The 25392-nt window shown below is 62.1% G+C and carries 25 protein-coding genes and 2 tRNA genes; 18 read left to right on the top strand and 9 right to left on the bottom strand.

The window, feature by feature from the left end; genetic code table 11:
- Positions 1-264: 264 nt before the first annotated feature.
- The 3 genes from RCO31_RS10570 (at position 265) to RCO31_RS10560 (ending at position 3857) form a co-directional block, all read left to right on the top strand.
- Complete coding sequence (locus RCO31_RS10570; RefSeq protein ID WP_308968283.1) at positions 265-636, top strand: signal transduction histidine kinase; 372 nt, start codon at positions 265-267, stop codon at positions 634-636.
- A gap of 934 nt (positions 637-1570) precedes the next feature.
- Positions 1571-1756, top strand: coding sequence for a hypothetical protein (locus RCO31_RS10565; RefSeq protein WP_308968282.1), 186 nt, complete (start codon positions 1571-1573; stop codon positions 1754-1756).
- A gap of 1924 nt (positions 1757-3680) precedes the next feature.
- Positions 3681-3857, top strand: a complete 177-nt coding sequence (locus RCO31_RS10560) for a cold shock domain-containing protein (protein WP_308968281.1) — start codon at positions 3681-3683, stop codon at positions 3855-3857.
- Between the two features lie 287 nt (positions 3858-4144).
- Here RCO31_RS10560 and RCO31_RS10555 read toward each other — a convergent pair whose 3' ends face one another.
- Entirely contained in the window at positions 4145-5086 is a 942-nt protein-coding gene (locus RCO31_RS10555) for a LysR family transcriptional regulator (RefSeq protein WP_308968280.1), read from the bottom strand.
- 104 nt (positions 5087-5190) lie between these two features.
- Here RCO31_RS10555 and RCO31_RS10550 point away from each other — a divergent pair, with 104 nt between their 5' ends.
- Positions 5191-6540 carry a beta-propeller fold lactonase family protein gene (locus RCO31_RS10550; protein WP_308968279.1) on the top strand — a complete coding sequence of 450 codons (1350 nt, stop codon included), beginning with the start codon at positions 5191-5193 and terminating at the stop codon, positions 6538-6540.
- A gap of 296 nt (positions 6541-6836) precedes the next feature.
- On the opposite strand, the gene RCO31_RS10545 is transcribed toward RCO31_RS10550, so the two are convergent.
- A tRNA-Lys gene (locus RCO31_RS10545) sits at positions 6837-6950 on the bottom strand.
- Positions 6951-6996: 46 nt separating this feature from the next.
- Here RCO31_RS10545 and RCO31_RS10540 point away from each other — a divergent pair.
- The 3 genes from RCO31_RS10540 (at position 6997) to RCO31_RS34720 (ending at position 8484) form a co-directional block, all read left to right on the top strand.
- Positions 6997-7395, top strand: a complete 399-nt coding sequence (locus RCO31_RS10540; protein ID WP_308968278.1) for a VOC family protein — start codon at positions 6997-6999, stop codon at positions 7393-7395.
- Positions 7396-7597: 202 nt separating this feature from the next.
- Entirely contained in the window at positions 7598-8089 is a 492-nt protein-coding gene (locus RCO31_RS10535; protein WP_308968277.1) for an NAD(P)/FAD-dependent oxidoreductase, read from the top strand.
- Positions 8090-8166: 77 nt separating this feature from the next.
- Positions 8167-8484, top strand: coding sequence for an FAD-dependent oxidoreductase (locus RCO31_RS34720; RefSeq protein ID WP_374991461.1), 318 nt, complete (start codon positions 8167-8169; stop codon positions 8482-8484).
- Positions 8485-8922: 438 nt separating this feature from the next.
- On the opposite strand, the gene RCO31_RS10530 is transcribed toward RCO31_RS34720, so the two are convergent.
- From RCO31_RS10530 to mnmA, 4 genes are all read right to left on the bottom strand, one after another.
- Positions 8923-8999: transfer RNA gene (locus tag RCO31_RS10530), tRNA-Met, on the bottom strand.
- 110 nt (positions 9000-9109) lie between these two features.
- Entirely contained in the window at positions 9110-9454 is a 345-nt protein-coding gene (locus tag RCO31_RS10525; RefSeq protein ID WP_308968453.1) for a hypothetical protein, read from the bottom strand.
- Positions 9455-9571: 117 nt separating this feature from the next.
- Positions 9572-10210 carry a class I SAM-dependent methyltransferase gene (locus tag RCO31_RS10520; RefSeq protein WP_308968276.1) on the bottom strand — a complete coding sequence of 213 codons (639 nt, stop codon included), beginning with the start codon at positions 10208-10210 and terminating at the stop codon, positions 9572-9574.
- A 19-nt stretch (positions 10211-10229) separates the two neighbouring features.
- Positions 10230-11420, bottom strand: a complete 1191-nt coding sequence (gene mnmA, locus RCO31_RS10515; protein ID WP_308968275.1) for a tRNA 2-thiouridine(34) synthase MnmA — start codon at positions 11418-11420, stop codon at positions 10230-10232.
- 282 nt (positions 11421-11702) lie between these two features.
- Between mnmA and RCO31_RS10510 the strand changes: the two genes are divergently transcribed.
- The 8 genes from RCO31_RS10510 to RCO31_RS10475 all read left to right on the top strand — a co-directional run bounded on the left by RCO31_RS10510 (position 11703) and on the right by RCO31_RS10475 (position 19660).
- Positions 11703-13241, top strand: a complete 1539-nt coding sequence (locus tag RCO31_RS10510; RefSeq protein ID WP_308968274.1) for a flagellar hook-length control protein FliK — start codon at positions 11703-11705, stop codon at positions 13239-13241.
- A gap of 12 nt (positions 13242-13253) precedes the next feature.
- A complete protein-coding gene (locus RCO31_RS10505) occupies positions 13254-13952 on the top strand; it encodes a flagellar hook capping FlgD N-terminal domain-containing protein (RefSeq protein ID WP_308968273.1) in 699 nt (232 codons plus the stop codon).
- A gap of 172 nt (positions 13953-14124) precedes the next feature.
- Positions 14125-14400, top strand: coding sequence for a DUF1153 domain-containing protein (locus RCO31_RS10500; RefSeq protein WP_002714638.1), 276 nt, complete (start codon positions 14125-14127; stop codon positions 14398-14400).
- Positions 14401-14557: 157 nt separating this feature from the next.
- Entirely contained in the window at positions 14558-16174 is a 1617-nt protein-coding gene (fliF, locus tag RCO31_RS10495; RefSeq protein ID WP_308968272.1) for a flagellar basal-body MS-ring/collar protein FliF, read from the top strand.
- Positions 16175-16179: 5 nt separating this feature from the next.
- Complete coding sequence (gene fliG, locus RCO31_RS10490; RefSeq protein WP_308968271.1) at positions 16180-17259, top strand: flagellar motor switch protein FliG; 1080 nt, start codon at positions 16180-16182, stop codon at positions 17257-17259.
- Between the two features lie 2 nt (positions 17260-17261).
- Positions 17262-17888: a FliH/SctL family protein gene (locus tag RCO31_RS10485; protein ID WP_308968270.1), complete on the top strand. Its 627-nt coding sequence runs from the start codon at positions 17262-17264 to the stop codon at positions 17886-17888.
- Entirely contained in the window at positions 17885-18241 is a 357-nt protein-coding gene (fliN, locus tag RCO31_RS10480) for a flagellar motor switch protein FliN (RefSeq protein WP_308968269.1), read from the top strand. Before RCO31_RS10485 ends, fliN begins: the two co-directional genes overlap by 4 nt.
- A gap of 48 nt (positions 18242-18289) precedes the next feature.
- Positions 18290-19660 carry a sigma-54 dependent transcriptional regulator gene (locus RCO31_RS10475; protein WP_308968268.1) on the top strand — a complete coding sequence of 457 codons (1371 nt, stop codon included), beginning with the start codon at positions 18290-18292 and terminating at the stop codon, positions 19658-19660.
- Here RCO31_RS10475 and RCO31_RS10470 read toward each other — a convergent pair.
- On the bottom strand, positions 19657-20643 hold the full coding sequence (locus RCO31_RS10470) for an aspartyl/asparaginyl beta-hydroxylase domain-containing protein (protein ID WP_308968267.1): 987 nt from the start codon (positions 20641-20643) through the stop codon (positions 19657-19659). The two genes, RCO31_RS10475 and RCO31_RS10470, sit on opposite strands and share 4 nt — an antisense overlap.
- Positions 20644-20966: 323 nt before the next feature.
- Positions 20967-22187, bottom strand: coding sequence for an LLM class flavin-dependent oxidoreductase (locus tag RCO31_RS10465; RefSeq protein WP_308968266.1), 1221 nt, complete (start codon positions 22185-22187; stop codon positions 20967-20969).
- A gap of 208 nt (positions 22188-22395) precedes the next feature.
- Between RCO31_RS10465 and RCO31_RS10460 the strand changes: the two genes are divergently transcribed.
- Together RCO31_RS10460 and RCO31_RS10455 are read left to right on the top strand one after the other, a co-directional pair.
- Positions 22396-23505 (top strand): AAA family ATPase, encoded by a 1110-nt coding sequence (locus tag RCO31_RS10460; protein ID WP_308968265.1) that lies wholly within the window; start codon positions 22396-22398, stop codon positions 23503-23505.
- Positions 23506-23605: 100 nt separating this feature from the next.
- Positions 23606-24001 carry a BA14K family protein gene (locus RCO31_RS10455; protein ID WP_308968264.1) on the top strand — a complete coding sequence of 132 codons (396 nt, stop codon included), beginning with the start codon at positions 23606-23608 and terminating at the stop codon, positions 23999-24001.
- 23 nt (positions 24002-24024) lie between these two features.
- On the opposite strand, the gene RCO31_RS10450 is transcribed toward RCO31_RS10455, so the two are convergent.
- Entirely contained in the window at positions 24025-24225 is a 201-nt protein-coding gene (locus tag RCO31_RS10450) for a hypothetical protein (protein WP_308968263.1), read from the bottom strand.
- Between RCO31_RS10450 and RCO31_RS10445 the strand changes: the two genes are divergently transcribed.
- On the top strand, positions 24209-25372 hold the full coding sequence (locus RCO31_RS10445) for an MFS transporter (RefSeq protein WP_308968262.1): 1164 nt from the start codon (positions 24209-24211) through the stop codon (positions 25370-25372). The two genes, RCO31_RS10450 and RCO31_RS10445, sit on opposite strands and share 17 nt — an antisense overlap.
- Positions 25373-25392: the final 20 nt, after the last annotated feature.

Genomic DNA, 25392 nt, shown 5'->3' with positions numbered 1-25392 from the left:
GCCTGGGACGAGCGATTAAGATTTGCAATGGTCCCTGCTGATCTCCACATCAAGCGTATTACCTCAATCAATGTCCGAGAAGCGCGGCGGCCAGGGCCCTGGCGGCGTCAACGGAAGTAGCTCGTCAGGTATTTTCGAGTTCGACGAATGGAGACTTCCCGTGTGGAGTTCCGCAGCAATGTTGCACATCCGCGATACTCTCGTCCCGGCGCTCATTCTGTTGTTCCTGCTGTCAATCGTGTTGCACGCGTGAAGGAGAAAGCCATGCTGAGCGATTTTTCGATCGACGAGACCCCACACAATCGCGACGGACTCGTCATCACGGCACGTGACGCGGATTTGCGCGTCGACGCCTTCATCTCGAGAAAGGTTATGGATGAGTGGGTGGACCCAATTATTCCGGCAGGCCGTGGCCGCAGCCTCTACCGCAGTCAGTACAATGATCTCGGGCGGCGGAATCTGCCGGCGATCGCGCGGATTGTCTCTGCAAAATATGAACGCGGTAAAACATTCAACCGACAGCCCCCCTACGTCGAGGTGCTGACTGACGATATCATCGATAGCGGAGAGGTGATCGACCAAAGCGGGCTGGTTCGTCACCCGCTGCCGCCCGCCTTTCACTCGATTTTACGCTAATGACCCGATGGCCGCGCTGCCATGACCCGCGAATCTCCAACATCCGCTGGGACAAACGCGAAACGACAAATGCTGCATTGATCCGTGCGGATATTGACCTTGAACGTGGTGGCAACGTCGATTGGGAGGCTGTCGTAGTCGCCGCTGACAATTGTGATTGGCCAATGGACGCGAATGGCCAAGCGCTGCGATGGATCTGGGGTCCCAAGGTATGAGCCTGAGGATGAGATCGCTGGAAGCACTTTGTGAGGAACACGATCATGGCAAAACCGTGGGAATTTAGAAGCAAGCAGCCAGGGTCGTCTGGCGCGAACCGGCCAACGGCAGCTGTTCAGATCCCCGTCGACCTCGTCGACCGGATCGACCACTGGGCCGGAGAGCACGATGCTCCGACGCGGGTCGAAGCGATATGCAAGCTCCTTGAGATCGGATTGACGGAAAAAAATTCCCCCTCTCCCAACAAAACACAGCGCCAACGCGCCGCCACTCTCGCGGGCAGGCAGATCGATCGAATGGGCGACTCTACAGTGACAACGGAAGAACGCACAACTCGCAAACGCCGGCTGACAGAGGGACCGTCGGCTTTCCGCGACACGCGCCGCGACCGGCTAAGCCGACGTTGATCGTCTGGAGCCGCGGCTGCGTTGGAATTTGGACCGCGGCCCTTCGCGCGAACGAGCGCAACGATGCCAATCTCCGCGAGTGTCTTCGAATTCGTCCTTCCTTCCTGCAGCGAGAGAGTACCAAAGATCGACATCGCGGCGTGCTCGTCTGAGCCAGCTCGGTGACTTGACGCCTCGACTCTGTCAACGCTTCCGGTTCAAGCTTCAAGCAGGGTGCATTTTCCTGCCTAAGCACCCATATGTCATTTCATCGACAAGCATCGGGGCAAACCGTGACATCCGAAGAAAGAAAACGTGGCACTGACAAAGGGATGGCTGAATATCGCGCCCGAGAAGAAGCCATAAACAAGAACATGCTGCGCCTGAGGGCGCTCCGCCTTGCGCACGAGGCGGCAAGCCCGCCGGCGCGGAAGATTGCAAAAAGAGCAAAGCCGAAGAAGTCTGAAAACCTCTCGCAGTATCTGAAACGGGAGACGGACGCCGGGCGCGGCACGTAGCTTGCGGCCGCGGCGTCGAACCATCGCTTCTGCATACGCGCCCAGTTTGTCGATTTTCGATTAGTAGGTTGGCTCGGCTGCGGCACAATGTGCGGCTGATGAAAAACGCGAACGAAAGGCCGCGACGACCAATAGACCACATCAGGTACTCACAAACGGCGCCGAACACCTGAAGCCCGACGCCAAATGCGATCAATTCCGCCCCGTCAACACGCTGGCGCGTCACGCCGCCCCTCGACGACCCGTTCGGCACGAGGTTGTCACCCATGTCTTAGGTACGATCTGTTACGTGCGTGTCCGGCCCGACAAAGCAGCGAGAACTGTAATCCAACATTCCCCGATTTTTTGCGCATAACTGCGGCCACCCCTTCGTAGCTTTCCTCGAGTGAGCGATGCAGGCCTTCGGATTAAGCGACGTCGAAGGATAGGCGGTTGCAACCGCTCCCAGGTGATTGGCAGCGAGGGCCCATTTAACTCCGCCTGAAGCGGTTCAGGAAAGCAGTTGTAGCTCCTGCGAGTGCCGTGATGCCCAGAATGCTGGCGAGCCAGGCCCACTCTGAGATCGGGGGGTCATCTATGCCGGGCCGATATTTTGGTTTGCGGGAAGTCATCCTTTCCTCCTTTGCTTCTTCTGCAGCTTACTGACAGTCATCGCTATCACTTTGGGATGGCGGATAGAGAAGGCGCGCAACAGCGCCTCACCATCGAGCGCCCCTTCTTCGCACTAACGCCATCATGTCGCGCTTCAGAGGCGCTACGTGTCCGGCGTGAAGCCGATTCCCGTCACAAAACTCGACGGTTCGGCACTTCCGGCGGTGCGCTAATCGGGAACTGAGCCTGGACTCAAATGCTGCCAGAGTCGATGAACCCAACATAAAGACAATGTAGTCGTTCCTCAGTGATTGGAGCTCTGCATCAAGTCACGCACTTCGTAGGGATGGCGGCTTAATTCAGCGGTTTGCTTTCGGAGATCCTGGATTTTGCGTCGGCTGGCTGGGCGTGCCGGACGACCCTGAAGGCGCGGGTGTGCTTGGTGAGCCCGCCGATGAACCCATGGTCTCCTCCGTTCCTGTATTCGGCCGCGAAGTCATTCCCTTGTCACTGTTTCCCGCAAGGCCCCACGCCAGAATGCCGAGGACAATGACAAGGGCCCCCAAGGCCATTACCCAAGTTGCCGGGCTTCGTTGGACGTGGCTGCTGCGATCGTCAGTATTCGGATTCCTGTTTTAATTGGTCATCTGGCATCTCCACGAGCAGGGCTAAGGTCGGAAGGTTTGCGATGGTTCCTCAGCCGCAGCGGCACTGCATCATGCGAGACAGAACTTTCCGCCAAGAAAGGCTACGTCGTAGAGATTACGCTCGCGCCGGGAGATAACGCAGCAAGGAGCGAGGCCACTTCTCGTGGCTGAGCGACCGGAAGCGGCGCTCGTGGGCGCACCAGGGATTTCGGCCCGCGTTGACCCCCCCTTCTTGAACTGCGGCAAGTGCAGGATAACGCACGGCGCGAGCCATCAGCAGCCCGGACATGGATCACCCCCTTCCCGCCAAGCCTGCCTGATCCAGGTCTGCGCCACATTACTCAACTTCGCACCTGCCTGAAATGCCGTGCGCTCTCTCTCAGCCAGCGCGGCAGAGACGCGCAGCATGAATGCGCCTTAATCCGGCCCTGCTCGAAATCTCGGGTTCGGGCGTGGTCGTGCGGTACAATCCCATCATGGCGGTTCACGCATCGGATCATCAGGCGGACAGTTGGTCACCGCCCTGAATCTCTGATCCCCTGCGGGGTTTTATTCTCCTCCGGAACCCCCACATAGCACCCACAGCACACTGGCAGCATGTATCACGCGGGAACTACCACTCAGCTGCGTTAAATCCTGGGCCGAGGTCGTCCGCAACACGCGGCCCGCACGGACCGCAGATTGAAATGGTCGCCGTCACTGGGTTGAATGAGGTCTTCGGCGGGAACGACGTGTTTGTGCACATCAGCGCGGTTGAGCGAGCTGGGATGACCGGCCTTGGTGAGGGCCAGAAGCTCTCCTACGAGCTGAAAGCGGATAAGCTGCGCGGCAATTCGAGCGCGGAAAATCTTGAGCTCGTCTGATTGAGCCATCATTCACGGATGTACTGAGATGATGGCTTTGAAGCCTCGCTGGTATCGTTGGCGAGGCTTTGCTTTGCGAAGCGAGCGTTGACAAAAGACTTCTAGCCTTCGAGCGAGTCACCGGCGCCGCCCAAGACCTCGGCTCCTGAGCCGCTTGTATGGCATCCGATCGTGATGGTCGGCATTGCGACGATGCCGCGGGAGATGGAAGGCGTTCGCCGCGGTGGTACCGCCGTTCCGCGCCACGACGATCGGGTCAGTCAGCCGCGCTCGTCTCTCGCGGACGATCATGTCCGAACGACGCTAGTTCGTCCAAGAATCGCGCTAGCGGCCTTTAGCCGCTCCGTAATCAACTCCGCCACGAAGTCCATCACGAGCCTGACTCTGACAGGCAGATATCGGTTTCGCGAATACAGAATTGAAATCTCCGGCGCCGGCGTTTCCCAATCCTTAAGCAGCCGAACGAGCCGCCCTCGTGCAATGCTTTCCGCCGCTAAAAAGCAGACGGTCTGGGCGATGCCAAAGCCGTCTTCGGCAAGTTTGACTCTGCCCTCCGCATCGTTCAGCGCAATCGGGCCGCCGAGGTGAAGCTCGCTCTTCTTTCCCCGGGAGCCGAATTCCCATGCGAGCGATTTACGATCCCGTGGCAGAAGAAACTCGACGGTCCTGTGTTGACGAATCTCCTCGGGCGACTGCGGCATCCCGTAACGACGAATGTATTTCGGAGAGGCGACCGTGATGCGCATCGGCGTGCCCAGGGAGCGAACGATGAGATCCTGATCCTCCAGTCCGCCGATACGCACCGCAAAGTCGATATTGTCGCGGACGAAATCAGCCCGCTGGTCGGTGATCATGATCTGTAACCGGAGATCCGGATGGTCGCTTGCGAACGACGCGATCCTTGGCAGCAGCATCGCCCGATAGATGCCAACGTTCACGCTCATTGTCACGCTACCGCGCCGGAGTTTGTTGGCTTCCCCGATCGACTGTTCAACCTCTTCGAGTTCATCCAGCACGCTTTGACAGGTCTTGAAGTAGCGCTCGCCCTCCTCGGTCAGGGCCACTTTACGCGTCGAGCGGTTGAGCAGCTTCGTGTTCAGTTCCGACTCGAGGCGTCTGATCCGTTCCGTCGCCGTGGCGGATGATATCCGCAAACTTGCCGCAGCCTGGGTGAACGAACCAAGCTGACTGATGCGTACAAATAATCGCATTGCCGACAGCCGGTCCATTTCATTTCTCGTATTTTACGAACGGTATATTCTCGCTATTCGCAATTCTCAACACAAACAGATTGGTCGATCAATACGCGGGCTGGGATTGTAAGGATCAAACCATGGGTTCGCCGTTCAGATTCTCTTTTGCTCGTCTCCTTACTGGCACCCTGCTTCTCACATTCACCGAGGCGGCTTGCGGTCAGGAAGCTCCCGCCTTCACCGGACGTGCATTGCTCGTCCTTTCCGACACGTCGATGCCGGCGAGTGGTTTCGTCGATGGCAAGCTTGTCAGGTCTGCGCGCGATCGCGTGAATGCCGCCGATACTCTGTCCGTCCTGTCGCTTCCGATCCGACCCGCCGGAAAGTTGGATGAAAATGTCAACATCGCTGAGGTTCCCGTCTCCAACTCGGTGGTCGGACCTCCCTTTCAGGTGACCGCGTCGCCCGATGGCCGGTTCGCCTACGTGCTTGAAACGCGAGGCAATGCCCCGGACGGAGTCGAATCCGTTCCGAATGTGTTTCAGGGGCTTTCGAGCGAATCGCATGTGACGGTTGTCGACCTGCAGGACCGCACCGCTCCGAAGATCGTCGAAAGTGTCGTCGTTGCGCACCATACTCACACGATCGACCTTAGCCCCAACGGCCGAATGCTTGCCGTCAACACTTACGAGCCCGGCAGGCATATCGTCCTGCGCAGGATCAGCGCCGACGGTACAATCGGGCCCGAGGCCACGGCGTTCGGTATTGAGGTGGGTGGACGGCCCCTTCGCCGGGTGGGGCGCGTGCAGTGGCATCCGTCGGGCAACTTTCTCGCGCTGACATTGCCGTTCGAAGACGAGATACGCTTCTATCGGGTCAGCGAGAGCCAAGGGCAGGTTCGGCTCGAGCAATGGGGTAATGCTGCGAAGACTGGCGATTTTCCCGATCAGGGCGCGTTTTCGCCGGACGGCCAGTACTTCGTCACAACAAATCTTCATTGGGGAGATGCTCCGCCGCCGAACTATCTCAACCCGCCTCCCGGCAGCCTCACCGCTGTCCGTTTCGATCGAGAGAACGCACGCCATGCTGTTACGGGAACGGCGGCGGCGAGCGTCAGCCCGGAAGGAATTGCCTTTTCGCCGAACGGCCGGTTCATAGTCACCGCAGCATTGACCCGCAGCTTCATGCCGTGGAGCGATGACAGGCTCACCGCCGGCGGTGCGCTCGATCTCCTCTCGCTCGATCCGCGCACGGGACGAATGGACCAGATCGCCAACTATCCCTTGCAAGGCATCCTGACTGAAGGGCTCGCGTTCGATGCATCCGGAAACTTCGTCGCCGTCACCCATTTCGACCGCTACGAGCCGCGACGCAGACGCGGCGTCGTGGAGTTTTGGCGCCTCGTCGACGAGGGCATCCCTAGACTCGAACGCACAAACTACGAACTCGACGTTGTGCCCGGGCCTCACACCCTGCACCTCATTCCATAAAGCGCATACCGCGTGAATACGGACGTCATTTTGGCGCAGCGACGTTTGGCAACACGCCACACTGGTCTCGGGTGCGAGATTGCTAAAGCTCACCAAGAACGTCAGCGACCCAGACCTGCTCAAACTTGGCGTCAGCCGCCCGTTGGACATTGCGTACGCTCGCCAGATCCGCTGCATCGTACTCGCAGATCATACGTGTGCTGTCTTCAGACGGCTAGCCGCGGATCCAGCGGACATTGCAGAGATCGAGGCGCGGCGCCATCCTCGCTCGACAACCTTATTTTGATTCTTTTTGATGGGCGATGTAGGGCTCGAACCCACGACTCGCTGATTAAGGGTCTGCAGTTCAGCAAGTACTGGGATTGTTTGGGAATGTCCTGGTTGCCTCTTCAACAGCGCACCAACCGCCCTCCCCTACGCGGCGGGAATTTCATTGATGTACAGGAGGAGCGAACGATGCTTGGCATGCGAAAGGTGGTGGTCCGATTGCCAGCAAAGGAACTCGATCGGGCCCGCGCGTGGTATGCCGAAAAGCTGGATCTGCACCCGACCGAGGAGCGCCCAGGAGGTCTCCGTTATGTCGTCGGCGAGTGCGAGTTCGCACTCTTCGCATCAACCGGCGCGTCCGACGGTTCGTTCACACAAATGGGATTCGAGGTCGCCGATCTCAGCACAACAGTCGCCGAGCTGCGGCAGCGAGGCGTCGTGTTCGAGGAGTACAACGAGCCGCCACTCGCCACCAAGAACTGCATTGCGACGATTGAGGGTAATTATCCGAGCAAGGGGTCCGGTGAGTTCGCCGCCTGGTTCCGCGACAGCGAAGGCAACATGCTGGGGATCGGGCAACCGTTCTAGGTCGGCGCAAAGAAACGGTGCACGAGCGGCGCCCAGCCTGGCCCTTTCGGAGCAGTTGGATTGTGAGAACGGCCTGCAGGTTGGTGCGAGGTCGCGCCGCTGTCTGGCGTCGAAGGTGCCCGCGGGGCAGCCCACCAGGAACCTACGGGGCGCCTGAAGGTTGCCGGCTGATGATGTTGGCCAGCTCACAGAGGCTTCGATCATGTCGCGCGACACGGATGCCTATGACTGCATCATCATCGGCGGTGGTCCGGCCGGGCTGACTGCGGCAACCTATCTGGCGCGATTCCACCGCCGCGCCCTGCTCGTCGATGCGGGCCAAAGCCGAGCCCAGCTGATCCCGCGAGCGCATAATCATCCGGCATTTTCAGCAATTTCCGGCGTTGGACTGCTGGAGCGATTGCGCATGCAGGCGATCGAATGCGGTGCGCTTGTGTCGAACGAGACTGCGTCGGATCTGGAAAAGTGCGGCGCCGAATTTGCGCTGAAACTCACCGAAAGGATCGCTGTTGCGCCAGCGGTTCTGATTGCGACCGGACTGACCGACGTGCGACCGAAGATCGCCGGATTGCGAGAGGCTGAAGCAAAGGCGATCGTCCGTTACTGCCCGGTCTGCGATGCGTTTGAAGCGACCGACAAGCGGATTGCGGTGATCGGCACCCTGGCTGACGTCTGCCCAAGGCCGAGTTCCTGAGAGCGTACTCGCGCGACGTCACGCTCATCGCTCTCGACGATCCTGCTGCGTGCTCCCAAGGCGTCTCGTTCGAAATTGTGCCGCGGCAGCCAACCTGCATCACAACAGATGACGTTGCGGCGACAATGGAGTTTCAATCCGCTGCGCCCAGAACGTTTGACAGAATTTACGTCGCAGCCGGTTGCAAGGTCAATTCGGGCATGGGCGTGAAGCTCGGCGCCAGATGCGATTCGGTCGGGGCGTTGATCGTCGATCAGAAGCACTGCACAACCGTTCCAGGCCTCTATGCCGCGGGGGACGTGGTGTCGGACTTGCACCAATTGTGTGTTGCCGAGGCGCACGGCGCCGTTGCCGCGACCAGTATTCATCGGTTCCTGCCACGCAATTTCAGATAGGGGCGGTTCGCCGATCCAGGTACAGACTTCATGGCCCGGAAGACTGGCAGTATATCTCGCGCACTTTTGGCCATGCTCGCCGCCCTCATTTCGGTGTTCTCACCGGTGTGTGGCGCGGTGGTCTAGTCGTGACGCTCACTTTGTGCGTTGCAGGCACGCTGCCGCAATGTTCGGTCTAAGCGCCTGCCAGCGGACTTTGCTCCTCAACCTCCTCTTCTGGAACCGAAGGCGCTCTTGGGGATGTCTTTCGAGAAGGGCGGCCAGCACCCCTTTTTGCATTCTAGATGCTTGGGCAGCGACACCCCAAAAGCATTCGGCGGCTTGTGGCTGAAGTAATCGTCACGGCGCCAGGGGCACCGAAGAGATCTCTCAATCGAAGTAAGGGGCGACTAGCTGCTCAAGCTGCCGTTACCGTTGCGTTCTTGGGAGGGGGACCGATGGTAGCGGGGGAGGGACTCGAACCCCCGACCCCAGGATTATGATTCCCGTGCTCTAACCAGCTGAGCTACCCCGCCACGTCGTTCGCGTCGAAAAGGATCGAGAGCCCGCCGGGTGGGGCTGCGAACGGCCGCATATAAAGAGCGGGCCAAATGCCTGTCAAGCAAAGCGCGAAAGCGACGCCGCCCTATTTGGGCCGTACGCTTGGATCGCCGCCGGGGCTGCCGGGCGGTGGAATCACCGGCGTTTTCCCCTCCTCGGGTGCGTCCTTTTGCATTTTTGGATCGAGGTTCGAGGGCGGGCACAACAACCCCTCCGATTGGGCCAACCGGTCGCTTAAAGGTTCACGCGATTGTCCGGTCGTCTGTCCGGGCGGGGCTCCTGTTCCGGGCCCGGAATCCGGCGGCCGAATCGGGGCGCATCGGACGGTGGCCTGCGACGACGGCACGAACTGCGGGTTCGTCGGCGGCGCCTGCGCGGCGGCCGCCCCGGTCAGGAGCAAGAGAAGAACGATTGTCGCCTGCGTTCTCATTTTATGAAAACGAACCGCCACTCTCCGAGTTCCGAGAATCTCGCTTTGTGATCTGCTTTCCCCCTGACAAAGCAGGTGCCCACGGCGGCGGAACACGCGCGCTTGGGTTCGGATCAACTAATGCTTGCGATAACGGATCAACGAGAAATGTCCGAGCGGCGGCATCGGCGTGCGCTCGATCATCGTCACGCCAGCGTGACGCTCCGCCCAGGTCGCTAGCCGCTCCCAGGGAAACTCCGGCCGCCAGCCCAGCCGCCGCGCCACCGGCGCGAACGCCGCCTCGAAAGCCTTGCGTGAGCCGGCTTCGGCGCCGATGTGGTTGACGAGGATAAGTTCGCCGCCGCTTTTCAACACGCGTACGAAATCGTCCAGCGTTCCTTCGGGATCAGGTACCGTCGTGATGACGTATTGGGCCACCACCGCATCGAACGTGTTGTCAGCGAAAGCAAGAGCCTTCGCGTCCATCACCGCGAGCGTCTCGACATTGGTGAGCTTGTCGGCCTTCACGCGCTCCTGCGCCTTGCGCAGCATCGGCTCCGACAGATCGACACCGCACACCCGTGTCGTCCGCGCATAGTCCGACAGCGACAAGCCGGTGCCGACGCCGACATCGAGCACGCGGCCGCCGACCCGGTCGGCCGCCGCGATCGAAGCACGCCGTCCCTTCTCGAACACGGCACCGAACACGAGGTCGTAGATCGGCGCCCAGCGCGCATACGCCTTCGCGACACCGTCGCGGTCGATATCGTTGCCCATCCCCGCCCCAAACGCTTCTTTAAGCGCGCGACGCTGCCAGCTGCCGCGCGGCATTTATGCTGTTGTCTGCGTCGTCTCCCATCGCCACTGTGCGCGCGATGAAGCCGCCGCCGAGCACACGCGCCTGACCGGTCGGCGCGTCGTAGAACACGCAAGCCTGGCCGGGCGACACGCCCTCCTCGCCGTCGATCAATTCGACCTCACTGACGCCGTTGATTGATCGCAGCCACGCCGGTTGCGCCGGACGCGTCGAACGCACCTTGACGAATATGTCGCGACGGTCGTTTGCGCGCGGCAATGCACCGTCGCCGATCCAGTTCACGTCGCGCAGCGAGATGCTGCGCGTCCGCAGTGCCTCGCGCGGACCGACCACGACGCGGCGCGTCTTCGCATCGAGCCGCACCACATAGAGCGCCTCCGCGGCAGCGATGCCGAGACCGCGTCGCTGACCGACGGTGAAATGCACGATGCCCTCGTGCCGTCCGAGGACCCGGCCGTGCAGATCGACGATCTCGCCGGGCTCGACCGCATTCGGCTTCAACCGCTCGATCACGTCGGTATAGCGGCCGGTCGGAACGAAGCAGATGTCCTGGCTGTCGTGCTTGTCGGCGACCGACAGACCGAAGCGACGCGCAAGCTCGCGCGTTTCGGTTTTCGTCATGTCGCCAAGCGGAAAACGGACGTCTGCAAGTTGCTCGGCCGTGGTCGCAAACAGGAAATAGCTCTGGTCGCGGTCTGTGTCCTTCGCGCAATGCAGCGCGCGCGAACCGTCGCTGAGGCTGCGCGATGCAACATAATGACCGGTGGCCAGTGCGCGCGCACCAAGCTGGCGCGCCGTCGCCAGCAGCTGATCGAACTTGATCGAACGGTTGCACTCGATGCAGGGCACCGGCGTCTCGCCGGCAGCGTAGCTGTCGGCGAAGCGCTCGATGACGGCCTCACGGAAGCGCTCCTCATAGTCGAGCACGTAGTGCGGAATGCCGATGCGCTCCGCCACCAGACGGGCGTCATAAATGTCCTGCCCGGCGCAGCAGGCGCCCTTGCGGTGGATCGCAGCGCCATGATCGTAAAGCTGCAGCGTCACCCCGACGACGTCGTAGCCTTCGGCCTTCAACAGTGCGGCGGTGGTCGAGGAATCCACTCCGCCAGACATCGCCACGACGACGCGGGTGTCTTCCGGGCGGCCTTCAAGGTCGAGGCTGTTGAGCATGGGTCCGGTTGGTTGCGCGCAAATACTGAGTCGTTTGAGGATGGAAGGCCGTCCATACGACCATGCCCCGTACTTATAGCCGCGCCGAGAACGGCGCCAGCCCGGAGAGCATGGTTTGACGAGGCAATTCTTGCCTGCCAGGCAAAACGGTGCCCGGAGCGGTCCGCGAAAGTTCCGCGTCAGCCAATATAAGTATTTGAATTCATTACAAATTTCTTGCGGTGCGTGCTGGCCCGCTCCTTGCTCCCTAGAACGCGGATCCCCCGATGTACGAGGCTAGCCGTGTCCAGTGTCGTAGCCGAAACCAGCTCGCAGCCCGCCAACCCGGCCTCCCGATCGAGAGCAGGTCAAAGCGCGCAGTCTTCCAGCGACGGATTTTCCGGCCTGGTCGATGCGAACCTGGCCGCAAAAGAAGGCGAAGCGAGCCCGGGGTCTGCGCATTCCGGCAATCCAGGCCCGCTGCATGGTCCGCGGACGGGCATCCGTAGCCAGTCCCGCGCGCACAGCGATTCCGAGCGCTCATCGCAGAGCGAGCCGGCGGCACGGGCTAGCACAAACCTCGAGAAGCCTGCGACATCCGGAACCGGCGAGACGACCGCCCCTGTCGAGACCCAGCCGGACGAGGCCACGGCCGATACTGACGGCGAAGAGACCCCGGCATCGCCCGCGACCCTCGTTGCGGCGGTGCCAATCCAGATCCAGCTCGCGAGCGAAGCGGCCGCACCCGCCTCCGTCATCGAAAGCAGCGACGGCGCCGGCATTTCGAACCCTCCGGCCACGATCGCCGCACCTGCGGAGACCGCGGCCAACGCGCTTGCTCGTGTCGCGCTGGATACCGGCGAAGCGCAACCCGAGCCTGTCGCGACCGACGCCGGCGGTGACAGCGACGTCGAAGCCGCGCCTGCCGCGAACGAGACGGCTCCGGCCGCGGATCCGGACAGCACGACCACGGAGGAGACGTCAGCCCTCGTTGAGACGGCGGCGACCGACGCGCAACTCAATGCGAAGGCCACCACCGAGCTTTCCGCGGCGGCCAAAAGTGCTGAAGCGGCGGAATTGGCCGAGGACATGCCGCAGGCGCAGCTGGTGTCGAAGCCTGACATTCAGCCGGTCCAGAAACAGGACGATGTCGCACCCGAGCCGAAATCTGCGAAGCCGGACGTGCCACCGGATCGCCGCGCAGAGCAGAACGCGCAACTCCGACCTAATTCAAACGATACTGCTGAGACCGATCCGCGTCCGGCGGGGCGCCCGCTGCACGAAGCCTCGGTCGTGGCCGGCCATTCCCCCACGACAGCCTCGGAGCAGTCGCTTCCCACCGGCTTCGGCATGTCCCATGCGGCAAACGTTGCCGTCCAGGCGACGCAGCTTACGGCCGCTCCGGCGGCCACCGTCGCGGTACCGATCAACGGCCTCGCGGTGGAGATCGCGGCTAACGTGCAGATCGGCCGCAGCCGCTTCGAGATCAGGCTCGATCCACCGGAACTCGGCCGTATCGATGTTCGTCTCGATGTGGATCGACATGGGCAGGTGACGTCGCACCTGATCGTGGAGAAGTCCGCGACGCTGGATCTGTTGCGCCGTGACGCGCAGCACCTTGAACGCGCCTTGCAGGACGCCGGCCTGAAGACGTCCGACAACGGCCTGCAGTTCAGCCTGCGCGATCAGCAGCAGCAGTCCGGCCGCAACGACGACCATGGCTCGCAACGCCATGCCCATCGGCTGATCGTGACTGACGAGGAAACCATCCCGGCCGAGACGGCCGGACGCAGCTACGGCCAGATGACCGGCCCGCGCGGCGGCATCGATATCAGGGTTTGAGGAGCAAGAACGATGGCCGTCAATGCAGGCTCGCCGACGATCCCGGTTTCCGCACCGTCGCAGAAGCAGCCGTCGACCTCCACAGGCACCAGCTCGACCAACGGTGCGACGCTGGCGAGCAACTTCCAGACCTTCCTGACGTTGCTGACGACCCAATTGCAGAACCAGAATCCATTGGACCCGCTGGATACCAATCAATTCACGCAACAGCTCGTCCAATTCGCCCAGGTCGAACAGCAGCTCAAGCAGAATGACCAGCTCGCTTCGCTGATCGAACTGCAGAAGACGACGCAGGCGACCCAGGCGTTGAATTTCGTCGGCTCCACAGTCGTCGTCGACGGAACGACCAGCGCGCTGGACAACGGGCTTGCAACTTGGAGCCTGACCGCACCCAGGGACGTCAGTGCCACGGTCAACGTCATCAACTCAGTCGGCCAGACCGTCTATAGTGGAACGTTCAGCATCAATGCCGGCAAGCATGACTTCGTCTGGGACGGCAGAGGCAATGACGGCGTGCAGTGGCCCGCCGGCGACTACAAGCTTTCCATCGTCGCGAAGGACGCCGCCGGTCAGACGACCATCGTCCAGACGGACTCGCAGGGCGTTGTCGATTCCGTCGATCTGACTGCTAACCCGCCGTTGCTGTCGATCGGCACCCAGACCTTCACCGTCGATCAGATCAAGCGCATCGTCAAAGGCAGCAGCGTCTGATTTCCGATTAACTTCTGATAAAGATTTGCGCGTGCGCGACAGCTCGGCGCACCGGTAAACGCATCGTTTCAAGGAGAATCGTATTGCAACCTTGAGCTTAGGCAAATTTTAAGCGGCCAAGCGTACAGTTTCGGGCAACGTGTTCAGTCAGTAGAGTTTTTGTGAGTACGCCATGACAGAACCTCATCGCCCGAGGGTCAAGTACGTCATCGGGCCGGACGGAAGCCCGCTTACGATTGCAGACCTTCCGGCACCCGGCACCAAACGGTGGGTGATTCGCCGAAAGGCCGAGGTCGTCGCCGCTGTTCGCGGTGGACTGTTGTCGCTCGAAGAGGCTTGCAGCCGCTATACGCTGACCGTGGACGAATTCCTGTCCTGGCAGTTCTCGATCGACCAGCATGGTCTCGCCGGACTGCGCACCACCCGCATTCAGCAATATCGCCAGTAATCGCGACCAAACACGGTTTTTGTGCCCCGCGCCGGCTCGCCCTCGAGCCGGCGTTGTCGTTTCTGGAACTCCGTTACCATCTGTTAACCATATCGAAACCATCCCATGGGCAAATTTTGCCCAGTTGGCGCACGCCGAATCTTCAGGGGCTGGTTCGTTGCAGGGGCTGTTGGGATTTCTACGAGGTCTGGGCGCTGCCCGCCTGATGGCCATGGTTGCCGTGACGGCCGCGCTGATCGGCTTCTTTGGCTTCCTCATCATGCGCGTCACCACGCCGCAGCTGACCACCCTGTTCACCGAACTGTCCTACGAAGACTCCTCGGCAATCATCAAGGATCTCGAGCGCCAGGGAATCCCCTTCGAGATGCGTAACGACGGCGCCGTGCTGATGGTGCCGAAGGAGAAGGTCACGCGCTTGCGGATGCAGCTTGCCGAAGCCGGGCTGCCGAAGGGCGGCGGTGTCGGTTACGAGATCTTCGACAAGTCCGACGCACTTGGCGCCACGAGCTTCGTCCAGAACATCAATCATCTGCGGGCGCTGGAAGGCGAGCTTGCCCGCACCATCCGCGCCATCGACCGCGTCCAGTTCGCCCGCGTCCATCTCGTGCTGCCGGAACGACCGCTGTTCTCGCGCGAGACTCCTGAGCCATCGGCGTCGATCGTGCTGCGAGTGCGCGGCACGCTCGAGCCGGCGCAGGTGCGGGCGATCCGTCATCTGGCGGCCTCGGCCGTCAACGGCCTGAAGCCGCAGCGGATCTCGATCGTCGACGAACGCGGCAACCTGCTCGCAAACGGCGCCACCGACACGACGATCGACGGTGTCACGGGTGAAGAGCGGCGCGCGGCTTTCGAGCGCAAGCTGCGCGAGCAGGTCGAGGCGATTGTCTCGTCCGTGGTCGGCTCGGGGCGCGCCCGGGTGCAGCTCTCGGCGGATTTCGACTACAATCGGATCACCCAGACCTCCGACCGCTTCGACCCCGAGAGCCGGGTGGTGCGATCGAGCCAGTCGCGCGAGGAATCGACGGGAACGGATGACCGCGAGAACCAGGTCACGGTCAACAACGAGCTGCCCGGGGCGCAGCAACAGCAGCCCACGCAGGCGCCCAGAGACGTCAGCAAGAAAAGCGAGGAGATCGTCAACTACGAGATTTCCCGCACCACCAAGACGGAAGTGATCGAAGCTGGCCGCGTCAATCGCATTTCCGTCGCCGTCCTCGTCGATGGCGTCTATGGCAAGAATGACAGGGGTGAAAGCACCTATCAACCGCGGTCAAAGGACGACCTCGATCGCATTACGACGCTGGTCCGCTCGGCGATCGGCTTCGACGGCAGGCGCGGCGATCAGGTGGAGGTGGTCAACCTGCGCTTTGCCGATGCGCCGATGGAGTTGCCGACGGCCGAACCGACGACCTGGCTTGGCAAGCTGCAGCTCACGAAGGACGACATCCTGTACGTGATCGAGCTCGCCGTCATGGCGTTCCTCGGCCTGGTCGTCCTTTTGATGGTCGTGCGGCCGCTGGTGAAGCGCGTGCTGTCGCCGGAATCTCTGGTCGCGACCGCGATCGCAGCGCTGCCAGCCGCAGCGCCCGCGACCGGGACGGCGGTCGCGGTGCCCGGCTCGACTGTCCCCAACATGATCGACGTGGCCCAGGTGCAGGGCCAGGTGCACGCACAATCGGTTCACCGCGTCGGCGAACTCGCCGACAAGAACCCGAGCGAGACCGTTTCCATCATCCGGCAATGGCTCTCCGAGCCTGAGCCCGCGGCGCATTGAGAATCATGACGACGCCCCAGATCACGCAAAGCGACATCGCCGGCACGCTCGCGACCCTTGCCACTCGCCAGGCGGCGCGTCCGCAGACGGCCAAGGTCAGCGGCCCAAAGCGGGCGGCCATTTTGATGCTCGCGCTCGGCGAACAATATGGCGCAAAAGTCTGGCAGATGCTGGACGACGACGAAATCCGCGAACTGTCGATTATCATGTCCTCGCTCGGCACCATCGAAGCGGACGTGGTCGAAGACCTGCTGCTCGAATTCGTCTCGCGCATGTCGGCATCCGGCGCACTGATGGGCAACTTCGACGCCACCGAGCGATTACTGCAGCAGTACCTGCCGAAAGAGCGTGTCAACGGCATCATGGATGAGATCCGCGGGCCGGCTGGCCGCAACATGTGGGAGAAGCTCTCCAACGTGCAGGAAGAGGTTCTCGCGAACTACCTGAAGAACGAGTACCCGCAGACGATAGCGGTGGTGCTTTCGAAGCTCACGGCCGAGCACGCCGCCCGCGTGCTGGCCATTCTGCCCGAAGAGCTCGCCCTCGATGTCGTCGGCCGCATGTTGAAGATGGAGGCGGTTCAGAAGGAAGTGATCGAGCGCGTCGAGCAGACCCTGCGGCTCGAATTCATGTCGAACCTTTCCCAGACGCGCCGCCGTGATGCGCACGAAGTCATGGCGGAAATCTTCAATAATTTCGACCGCCAGACGGAGACCCGGTTCATCACCGCTCTGGAAGAGGAGAATCGCGAGTCTGCCGAACGCATCAAGGCACTGATGTTCACCTTCGACGACCTCATCAAGCTGGATGCCGCTTCGGCCCAGACGCTGATGCGCCATGTCGACAAGGAGAAGCTCGGCACTGCACTGAAGGGGGCCAACGAGGATATCCGTACCTTCTTCCTCGGCAACATGTCGAGCCGCGCCGCCAAAATGCTGCTGGACGACATGCAGGCCATGGGACCCGTGCGGCTCCGCGATGTCGACGAGGCGCAGGCGCTCCTGGTGAATCTCGCCAAGGACCTCGCCGCGAAGGGTGAAATCATGCTGGCGAAGAACCGCGCCGACGACGAGCTGGTGTATTGAAGATGGGCGCACCGGCGAAATTCCTGTTCGACCAGGACTTCTCCTCCACCGCACGCGGCGATAACGCAAACGCAGCCGAGCTCGCCCGCAAACTCGCGGAGGCCGAGGCACGCGGCGCGCGCGCCGGCTATGCCGCGGGACAGGCCGACGCCGCGGCAGAGATCGTGCGCCGCAACGCGGCGGCGATAGAGAGTATTGCCCGGACCCTCGGCGCTATCGCCACCCGGCTCCAGACGGCCGAGGCGCGCATCGAGATCGAAGCGGTGGATATCGCCGTCGCCGTCGCGCGAAAGCTCTGCAACGAGCTGACCAGCCGCGAGCCGCTTGCAGAGCTGACAGCATTGGTCACCGATTGCCTGCGCCAGCTGGTGTCGACGCCGCATCTCGTCGTCCGCATCAACGATGCGCTCTATGACGACGCACGGATACGCATCGAAGGGCTCGCGAAGCAGAGCGGCTTCGAAGGCCGCCTGGTGATCCTGTCCGACCCCGATGTCGCCAATGGCGATTGCCGGCTGGAATGGGCGGATGGCGGCATCAGCTCGGATCGCAACACCACCGAAACCAAGATTGCTGAACTGGTGGGCCGCTACATGGCGTCTCGCAAGGCCAAGGAGACCGCAGCATGAGCGACACCGACTCGCAGGTACCGCTTCCGAATCTCGATAACGCCGCGGCGATCGCGCCCGAGGACATCGAGGCCTATAGCCCTGAGGAGCAGGGTCCCCGTATCGCGGCCGACCTCGAGGCAGTGTTCGACGTGCCGGTGCAGGTCTCAGCGGTACTCGGACGTTCGCGCATGGACGTGGGTGAGCTGCTGCGGCTCGGTCCCGGGACCGTGCTGGAGCTCGACCGTCGCGTCGGCGAGGCGATCGACATCTACGTCAACGATCGCCTGGTCGCGCGCGGCGAGGTTGTCCTCGTCGAAGACAAGCTCGGCGTCACCATGACCGAAATCATCAACTCGACTGAACGGGGATAACCACGCCGTTGCGCATGCGCAGGCGGGCATCAATAACAGGAGCAAGACATGCGGCTTCTCATCGTCGGTACGCTGAAGGGCCAGCTCACCGCAGCGACCAAGATTGCCATGGAGAACGGGGCGACGGTCACGCACGCCGCCGACAGCGAACAGGGCATGCGCGTGCTGCGATCGGGCAAGGGCGCCGATCTGCTGCTTGTCGATGTGGGTCTCGATATCCGTGATCTGGTGTTGCGGCTCGAGGCCGAGCACATTCACGTGCCGATCGTCGCCTGCGGCATCACCAATGATGCACGGGCAGCCGTGGCCGCCATCCACGCCGGCGCCAAGGAGTACATTCCGCTGCCACCGGATCCCGAGTTGATCGCGGCGGTGCTGGCTGCCGTCGCCAACGACGCGCGCGAACTGATCTACCGCGACGAGGCGATGGCCAGAGTGATCAAGCTTGCACAACAGATCGCCGGCTCGGACGCTTCGGTCATGATCACCGGCGAGTCGGGCACCGGCAAGGAGGTGCTGGCGCGTTACGTCCACGCGCGATCGAACCGGGCGAAGCGGCCCTTCATTTCGGTCAACTGCGCGGCGATCCCGGAGCACCTTCTGGAGTCCGAATTGTTCGGTCATGAGAAGGGCGCCTTCACCGGCGCGATCGCACGACGGGTCGGCAAGTTCGAGGAGGCGAACGGTGGCACGCTGTTGCTGGACGAAATTTCCGAGATGGACGTGCGTCTGCAGTCGAAGCTGCTGCGCGCGATTCAGGAGCGCGTGATCGATCGCGTCGGCGGCACCCGCCCGGTTCCGGTCGATATTCGTATTCTCGCCACTTCCAACCGCAATCTCAGCAACGCCGTGCGCGAAGGCACCTTCCGCGAGGACTTGCTGTTCCGCCTCAACGTCGTGAATTTGAAAATTCCGCCATTGCGCGAACGGCCTGCGGATATCATCGAACTCGCGCAGCATTTCGCCAAGAAGTATGCGGAAGCAAACGGCGTGGCAATCCGACCACTGTCGACCGAGGCGCGACGGGTGCTCACCGCCAATCGCTGGCAGGGCAACGTACGCGAACTGGAGAACACCGTGCACCGCGCCGTGCTGATGGCAAGCGGTGACGAGATCGGCGCCGAAGCAATCCTGTCGCCGGACGGCGACCGGCTCGACGCCGCGAAGACGCCAACGGTCGTGGCGCATGCGACGATGGCCGCCGAGCAGGTTACGCGCGCGCTGGTCGGCCGTACGGTCGCCGACGTCGAGCGCGATCTGATCCTGGAGACGCTCAAGCACTGCCTCGGCAACCGGACGCACGCCGCGAACATTCTCGGTATCTCGATCCGCACGTTGCGCAACAAGCTGAATGAGTACTCCGGCGGCGGCATTCCGATCCCCCCGCCAGGCCAGGGGGATGTCCGCTTCGCCGTCTAGGACAAGGGCGACGGCGGCTTCCTGTTCGCAGGCCACTCACGCTCGAGCGTTTCGGAGAGCGTGAGGTTCTCCGGCGGAGCGTCCGCCGACAGCGCCGGGCTTGTCACCTCGACAAGATTTTCGATCTGGAGCGCAGATTCCCGCGCTTCCTCGCGGATCGCCTGCGCCGCCCGGTAGAAGCGGCGCGCCCAGCGGCTCTGATCCTGAGCGCCTTCGCGCACGAACGGACTGAAGAAGTAGCTTCGCAACAGCCGGCGGTTAATGTGGCGTGCCGTGAACTTGAGCGGCCTTTCGAAGTCGATGAACAGCACCACGCGGGTGTGCCTGCTTTCGTTGCGCGCTTCGTGTTCGAACGTATCGTCGAAGATCAGCGTGCGACCTTCCTCCCAGTGATGCACCTCGCCATCGATGCGGATACCGACAGCCTCGCGGGGCTCAGGCACGATCAGCCCGAGATGCAGCCGCAACAGGCCGTTGTAAGGGCCATGATGCGCCGGCAGCCGCTTGCCCGGTTCGAGCACTGAAAACATCGCGCTGACGAGACCGGGCACCCGCTGCAGCAGACGCCAGGTCTCCGGGCACTGTGCGATGTTGCGCTCGTCGCGCCGGAAATAGCTGGCAAGAACAAAGGTGGTCCAGCCGCGATCCTCGCCGAGGGTCGGCGACGTATGATCGCCGTGTCCGATCGGCGCATCGCGGCGCATCATCAGTTGCGCAAGCTCGCCCCGGATCGCCGTCCAGTTGCTTTCGAGCTCCGCCACCCACGGAAAAGCCCGGCTGTCGTAGACCGGCGGATTGCCATGCACCGCATGGGCTCGGTTTCTCTGCTCGGCCCAGCGGACCGCATTCATGAAACGGCGCGCGATGCCGCCGCGCGGCGCTTTCAGCCGCCCTTTTTTCGGTGACGAATTGTCTTCATCCGCAAACGATTGCGCCGACGTCGTCACGAGCGACGGTGTCCGCACTGAACGGGTTTGCGCCATGATGTCGTCCCCAACATATGCGCGCCCAAATTGATTCGGCGCCGTTGCGCCATTAAAGGTCGCAAAGCCGCTCAATTTCCAGCGCTTTTTTAGGCTCAAGGCGACGATAAGGCGTCCATCGCGATTTTCGCATGAACCGCGCATGTATCGGAGTCGGCCCAAACCGAATCAGAGACAGGCATTGCGACGGATCCCCCGGCAGTTCCGCGCAGGCTCGGGAACGCTCACAGATAGGAGGGCAAAAGAAAAACCCCGGCACGAGCCGGGGCCAATTGTTCGCGATGCTCCGGGTTGCCTCCCGGATTGGTGCTTATTACCCGGGATTACTCTGCGGCTTGCACCTTCGGCGGGTTCACCGGCTGGATGTTTTTCATGTTGCCGCCGTAGCGCTCCTTGAAGGCGGAGGTATCGATTTCCTCGAGCTCGATCTCGCGGTTCAGCACCTGCTCCTTCCACTTGAGCAGATTCGGGTGCGCCTCGTGGAATTCCGGCATCACTTCCTTGGCGAACAGCTCGAGCGATTCGCAGATGTGCTCGTGCGTGTTCTTGCCCGCTTGGTTCAGCAGCACAACTTGGTCGATGTTGGACGACTGGAACTTGCGCAGCTTCTTGCGGATGGTGTCAGGCGAACCGATCAGGCCGCCGCGCAGCGCTGCTGCGTGGGCCTCCGGATTGGCCTTCTTCCACTTGTTGTACTCGTCCCACATGTTGACGGTGCCTGGGGCCGGACGCTGACGGCCCGACGACGCGCCGTAGTACTTCAGCGAGAACTGGAAGAACGTCTCGCCATCGGCGCGCTCGCGCGCCTCCTCGTCCGTCTTCGCGCACATGAAGAACGACACCAGCGCGATGTTCGGATTGGTCTGATAGTCTGCGAGCTTCTTCTGCCGCTTCACGAAGGCATTGTAGTAGGCGTGCACCCACGCATGTGCGGCGTCGGCCGAAACGAACTGGAAGCCCAGCGCGCCCATACCCCACTCGCCGCACTTGGCGAGCGTGTCGAGCTGCGAGCAAGCCACCCAAAGCGGCGGGTGCGGCTTCTGGTACGGCTTCGGCAGCACGTTGCGCAGCGGCATATTGAAATACTTGCCGTGATGCTCGCTGCCGCCATCCTTGAACATCGGGATGATGGCCTGCACCGCCTCTTCGAAGATCTCGCGCTTGTTCTCCATCGAGACGCCGAACGGCTCGAGCTCGGTTGCAGAAGCGCTTTCACCCATGCCGAACTCGCAGCGGCCGCTCGACAACAGGTCGAGGCAGGCGACGCGCTCAGCGACGCGGGCGGGATGGTTGGTGGTGACCTGATAGATGCCGTGGCCAAGCCGGATCTGCTTGGTGCGCTGGCTGGCGGCGGCGAGGAACGATTCCGGCGACGGTGAATGCGAGTACTCTTCGAGGAAGTGATGCTCGACTTCCCACGCATAGTCGTAGCCGAGCTTGTCGGCGAGTTCGACCTGGCTCAGCGCGTTCTGATAAAGCTTGTGTTCGTCGCCCTCCTTCCAGGGCCGCGGCAATTGCAGTTCATAAAAAATGCCGAATTTCATTCGCGCTCTCTCCCGCTCGGGTCTCTTAGATTGATTTACATTTTACTGTGCGAAATACTTTCGTCTATAGCGCTAGCGCCGCAGCACCATGCATTGCTGCCGTAAGCCTGCGCAAAAAATTGCATAATGCGACGCAACTTGCCTGTGTTGCAGCGACTCGCCTGCATGTATTAACCAACACGCATCCGTTCGTTCCGAATATTGAAACATGACCGCCTTCACGCCGCATCAGGACACTGCGCTGAACGCCGTTGCCGACTGGCTGCGCGCAAAGCCCGGCCAAGGCGGCACGCCGCAGGTGTTCCGCCTGTTCGGCTATGCCGGCACCGGCAAGACGACACTCGCGCGGCATATCGCCGAAAGCGTCGAGGGCGAGGTGAAGTATGCTGCCTTCACCGGCAAGGCGGCGCTGGTCATGCGCAATAAAGGCTGCGACGGCGCGTCCACCATCCACTCACTTATCTATCGAGCGCGTGAGACGCGGGACGAGCAGCCGACCTTCGAGCTCTGGGACGACGCGCCGGCTTCGAAGGCGAAGCTGATCGTGATCGACGAGTGCTCGATGGTCGACGCCGAACTCGGCCGCGACCTGATGTCGTTCGGCTGCCCGCTGTTGGTGCTCGGCGATCCGGCGCAGTTGCCGCCGATTCAAGGCGGCGGCTTTTTCACCAATGTCGAGCCGGAAGCTATGCTCACCGAAGTTCACCGACAGGCGCAGAACGATCCGATCGTGCGCCTGTCGATGGATGTGCGCGAAGGCCGCAGCATCGAGGTCGGCGACTACGGCGAAACGCAGGTCGTCCGACGCAATGCGCTCGACCCCACCCGCGTGATGCAGGCCGATCAAGTTCTGGTCGGACGCAACAATACGCGCCGGGCCTACAACATGCGCATCCGCGAGAAGCAGGAGATCACCGATCCCCTGCCCGTCGCCGGCGACAAGCTGGTCTGCCTGCGCAACAACCGCAAGAAGGCGCTGTTCAACGGCGGGCTGTGGCGGGTGAAGGCGCGCGCGCAGTCGAAATCACGCATCGTCACCATGCGGCTGGTGCCTGACGAAGAGCTGGCCGCGAAGGCAGTGAAGGTTTCGGTCCGCTCCGACTGCTTCGAGGGCGGAATCGAAACAATTCCGTGGGAGCAGCGGAAACCGTACGATGAGTTCGACTTCGGCTATGTGCTGACCGTGCACAAGTCGCAGGGCTCACAGTGGGACGATGTGGTTCTGTTCGACGAGAGCTTCGCGTTCCAGGACTCGCGCGCGCGCTGGCTCTATACCGGCATCACGCGAGCGGCGAAGCGGCTCAGCATCGTCATCTAACGAACGCCTGTTGTTTCGTGCCACACTAAACTTTCTGTCATGTTTGGAACGCTGTGCGGATCCTTCAGTTAGCCCTTCACAAGATGCGGAGGAGCAACCTATGAAATTCGCACGAACTTTGGCCGCGCTGACACTTGCCGGCTCAGCAACGTTGGCAACGAACACGGCGACGCTTTCTGCGCCGTTGCTGCAGGACAACGGACTGAGGTCGGCGACCGTTTCCAACGGCATCGAGAATGTGCAATGGCGCGGACATCGCCACGGTTGGCACGGACACAGGCACTGGCACGGCCGGCCATATTGGCGCGACCGCAGCTACGGTTGGGGTCCGGCAATCGGCGGACTGGCTGCAGGCGCGATCATCGGCGGAGCAATCGCCAGCGGCCAGGCGCAGGCCGCCAACGAGGCCGCCTACTGTTCGCAGCGCTTCAAGTCATATGACCCGGCCTCGGGGACCTATCTCGGCTATGACGGGCTGCGACATCCCTGCCCTTGAGCAGAAACATTTCTTTCAATGAGCTACCGGGCCGCGAGATCATCCTCGCGGCCCTTTTTTGTCGCGCCGATGGAGCTCGACAACGTCGCTTTCCTGTTGTGACCTTGCATATTGGCGGTGGCTTTACCGCGCGCGCTATGGCCTGATGGCCCGCAGATGCCGAACTCTTGAGGACCTTGCGTGCGATCGCCGTCGAAGATCGTCTCGATGACGCTGCTGGTCATCTCGCAGATGTGTGCCATGAGCCTTTGGTTCACGGCCGCGGCAGTCATGCCCGACATGGTTCGCGAGGGCGCGCTCGATTCTGTGCGGCAGGCGCTCATGACCAGCATGGTCCAAGCCGGCTTCGTTGCGGGCGCGCTGGCGATCTCGATCAGCGGACTGGCCGACCGTTACGATCCTCGCATGATCGCCGCGCTCTCGGCTTTAGGGGCAGCGATGGCCAATGCAGTGCTGCTGCATGCCAGCATCGGCGGCGACGCGGCGGTGGCGGCGCGATTTGCGACCGGCGCGCTGCTCGCCGGTGTCTATCCGGTCGGAATGAAGATCGCTGCCGGTTGGGGCCTGCGCGACCGCGGAGCGCTGGTCGGCATTCTCGTCGGCGCGCTCACGCTCGGCTCGGCGTCTTCGTATTTCGCAGCCTTTCTCGGTGACCGCGACTGGCGCAGCGTGGTCATCGCCACATCGCTGATCGGCGCGGCCGGCGGACTGCTCGTGCTCGGCTCCGGTCTTGGTCCCCATCATGCGCGCGCGCCGCGCTTCACGCCGGCGGCAGTCCTGCTGATCGCCACCGATCGCCGCATCCGCCTCCCCTTCTTGGGCTACCTCGGGCACATGTGGGAGCTTTACGCGATGTGGTCATGGGCAGCCGCGATCGCGTCGACATCCTATGCCATGAGTCTCGGGCCGGCCGACGCCGCTCAGCTCGGCAAACTCACTGCAGCACTTGCGATTGGACTTGGCGGTCTCGTCTGCGTGCCAGCCGGAATGTTCGGCGACAGGTTCGGGAAGGCCGAAGTCACCATCATCGCCATGATCGGAAGCAGCCTTGCTGCCCTGCTGACGGCGGCGAGTTTCGGCGGTCCTGTCTGGCTGACGTTCGCCCTGATCGTCTTGTGGGGCATCGCTATTGTTCCCGACTCCGCACAGTTCTCCGCGCTGATTGCCGACGCCTCACCGCCGCATCTGACCGGCAGCTTGCTTACCTTTCAGACGGCAATCGGATTTGCCCTCACCATCCTCACCGTGCAGGCGACCCCCGTGGTTGCATCATGGATCGGCTGGCCGCTGCTGATCTGCATTCTCGCCATAGGGCCCGCGCTTGGCGTTGCAGCGATGTGGGGCATGCGGCGCGCCTCACAATACTCCTGAACTCCTGACGATCGTCTCTT

Origin of the sequence: Bradyrhizobium sp. LHD-71 (genome assembly GCF_031157255.1) — a bacterium.
GTDB lineage: Bacteria > Pseudomonadota > Alphaproteobacteria > Rhizobiales > Xanthobacteraceae > P52-10.
The sequence above is the reverse complement of the archived record's forward strand: the minus strand, read 5'-3'. Positions and strand labels throughout refer to the sequence as shown.

Bases quoted from the DNA above. Each gene is read 5' to 3' on its own strand.
- RCO31_RS10570 (WP_308968283.1), top strand. From the start codon at position 265: ATGCTGAGCGATTTTTCGATCGACGAGACCCCACACAATCGCGACGGA.
- RCO31_RS10565 (WP_308968282.1), top strand. From the start codon at position 1,571: ATGGCTGAATATCGCGCCCGAGAAGAAGCCATAAACAAGAACATGCTG.
- RCO31_RS10560 (WP_308968281.1), top strand. From the start codon at position 3,681: ATGGTCGCCGTCACTGGGTTGAATGAGGTCTTCGGCGGGAACGACGTG.
- RCO31_RS10555 (WP_308968280.1), bottom strand. From the start codon at position 5,086: ATGGACCGGCTGTCGGCAATGCGATTATTTGTACGCATCAGTCAGCTT.
- RCO31_RS10550 (WP_308968279.1), top strand. From the start codon at position 5,191: ATGGGTTCGCCGTTCAGATTCTCTTTTGCTCGTCTCCTTACTGGCACC.
- RCO31_RS10540 (WP_308968278.1), top strand. From the start codon at position 6,997: ATGCTTGGCATGCGAAAGGTGGTGGTCCGATTGCCAGCAAAGGAACTC.
- RCO31_RS10535 (WP_308968277.1), top strand. From the start codon at position 7,598: ATGTCGCGCGACACGGATGCCTATGACTGCATCATCATCGGCGGTGGT.
- RCO31_RS10525 (WP_308968453.1), bottom strand. From the start codon at position 9,454: ATGAGAACGCAGGCGACAATCGTTCTTCTCTTGCTCCTGACCGGGGCG.
- RCO31_RS10520 (WP_308968276.1), bottom strand. From the start codon at position 10,210: ATGGGCAACGATATCGACCGCGACGGTGTCGCGAAGGCGTATGCGCGC.
- mnmA (WP_308968275.1), bottom strand. From the start codon at position 11,420: ATGCTCAACAGCCTCGACCTTGAAGGCCGCCCGGAAGACACCCGCGTC.
- RCO31_RS10505 (WP_308968273.1), top strand. From the start codon at position 13,254: ATGGCCGTCAATGCAGGCTCGCCGACGATCCCGGTTTCCGCACCGTCG.
- RCO31_RS10500 (WP_002714638.1), top strand. From the start codon at position 14,125: ATGACAGAACCTCATCGCCCGAGGGTCAAGTACGTCATCGGGCCGGAC.
- fliG (WP_308968271.1), top strand. From the start codon at position 16,180: ATGACGACGCCCCAGATCACGCAAAGCGACATCGCCGGCACGCTCGCG.
- RCO31_RS10485 (WP_308968270.1), top strand. From the start codon at position 17,262: ATGGGCGCACCGGCGAAATTCCTGTTCGACCAGGACTTCTCCTCCACC.
- fliN (WP_308968269.1), top strand. From the start codon at position 17,885: ATGAGCGACACCGACTCGCAGGTACCGCTTCCGAATCTCGATAACGCC.
- RCO31_RS10475 (WP_308968268.1), top strand. From the start codon at position 18,290: ATGCGGCTTCTCATCGTCGGTACGCTGAAGGGCCAGCTCACCGCAGCG.
- RCO31_RS10470 (WP_308968267.1), bottom strand. From the start codon at position 20,643: ATGGCGCAAACCCGTTCAGTGCGGACACCGTCGCTCGTGACGACGTCG.
- RCO31_RS10465 (WP_308968266.1), bottom strand. From the start codon at position 22,187: ATGAAATTCGGCATTTTTTATGAACTGCAATTGCCGCGGCCCTGGAAG.
- RCO31_RS10460 (WP_308968265.1), top strand. From the start codon at position 22,396: ATGACCGCCTTCACGCCGCATCAGGACACTGCGCTGAACGCCGTTGCC.
- RCO31_RS10455 (WP_308968264.1), top strand. From the start codon at position 23,606: ATGAAATTCGCACGAACTTTGGCCGCGCTGACACTTGCCGGCTCAGCA.
- RCO31_RS10445 (WP_308968262.1), top strand. From the start codon at position 24,209: ATGACGCTGCTGGTCATCTCGCAGATGTGTGCCATGAGCCTTTGGTTC.
- RCO31_RS10450 (WP_308968263.1), bottom strand. From the start codon at position 24,225: ATGACCAGCAGCGTCATCGAGACGATCTTCGACGGCGATCGCACGCAA.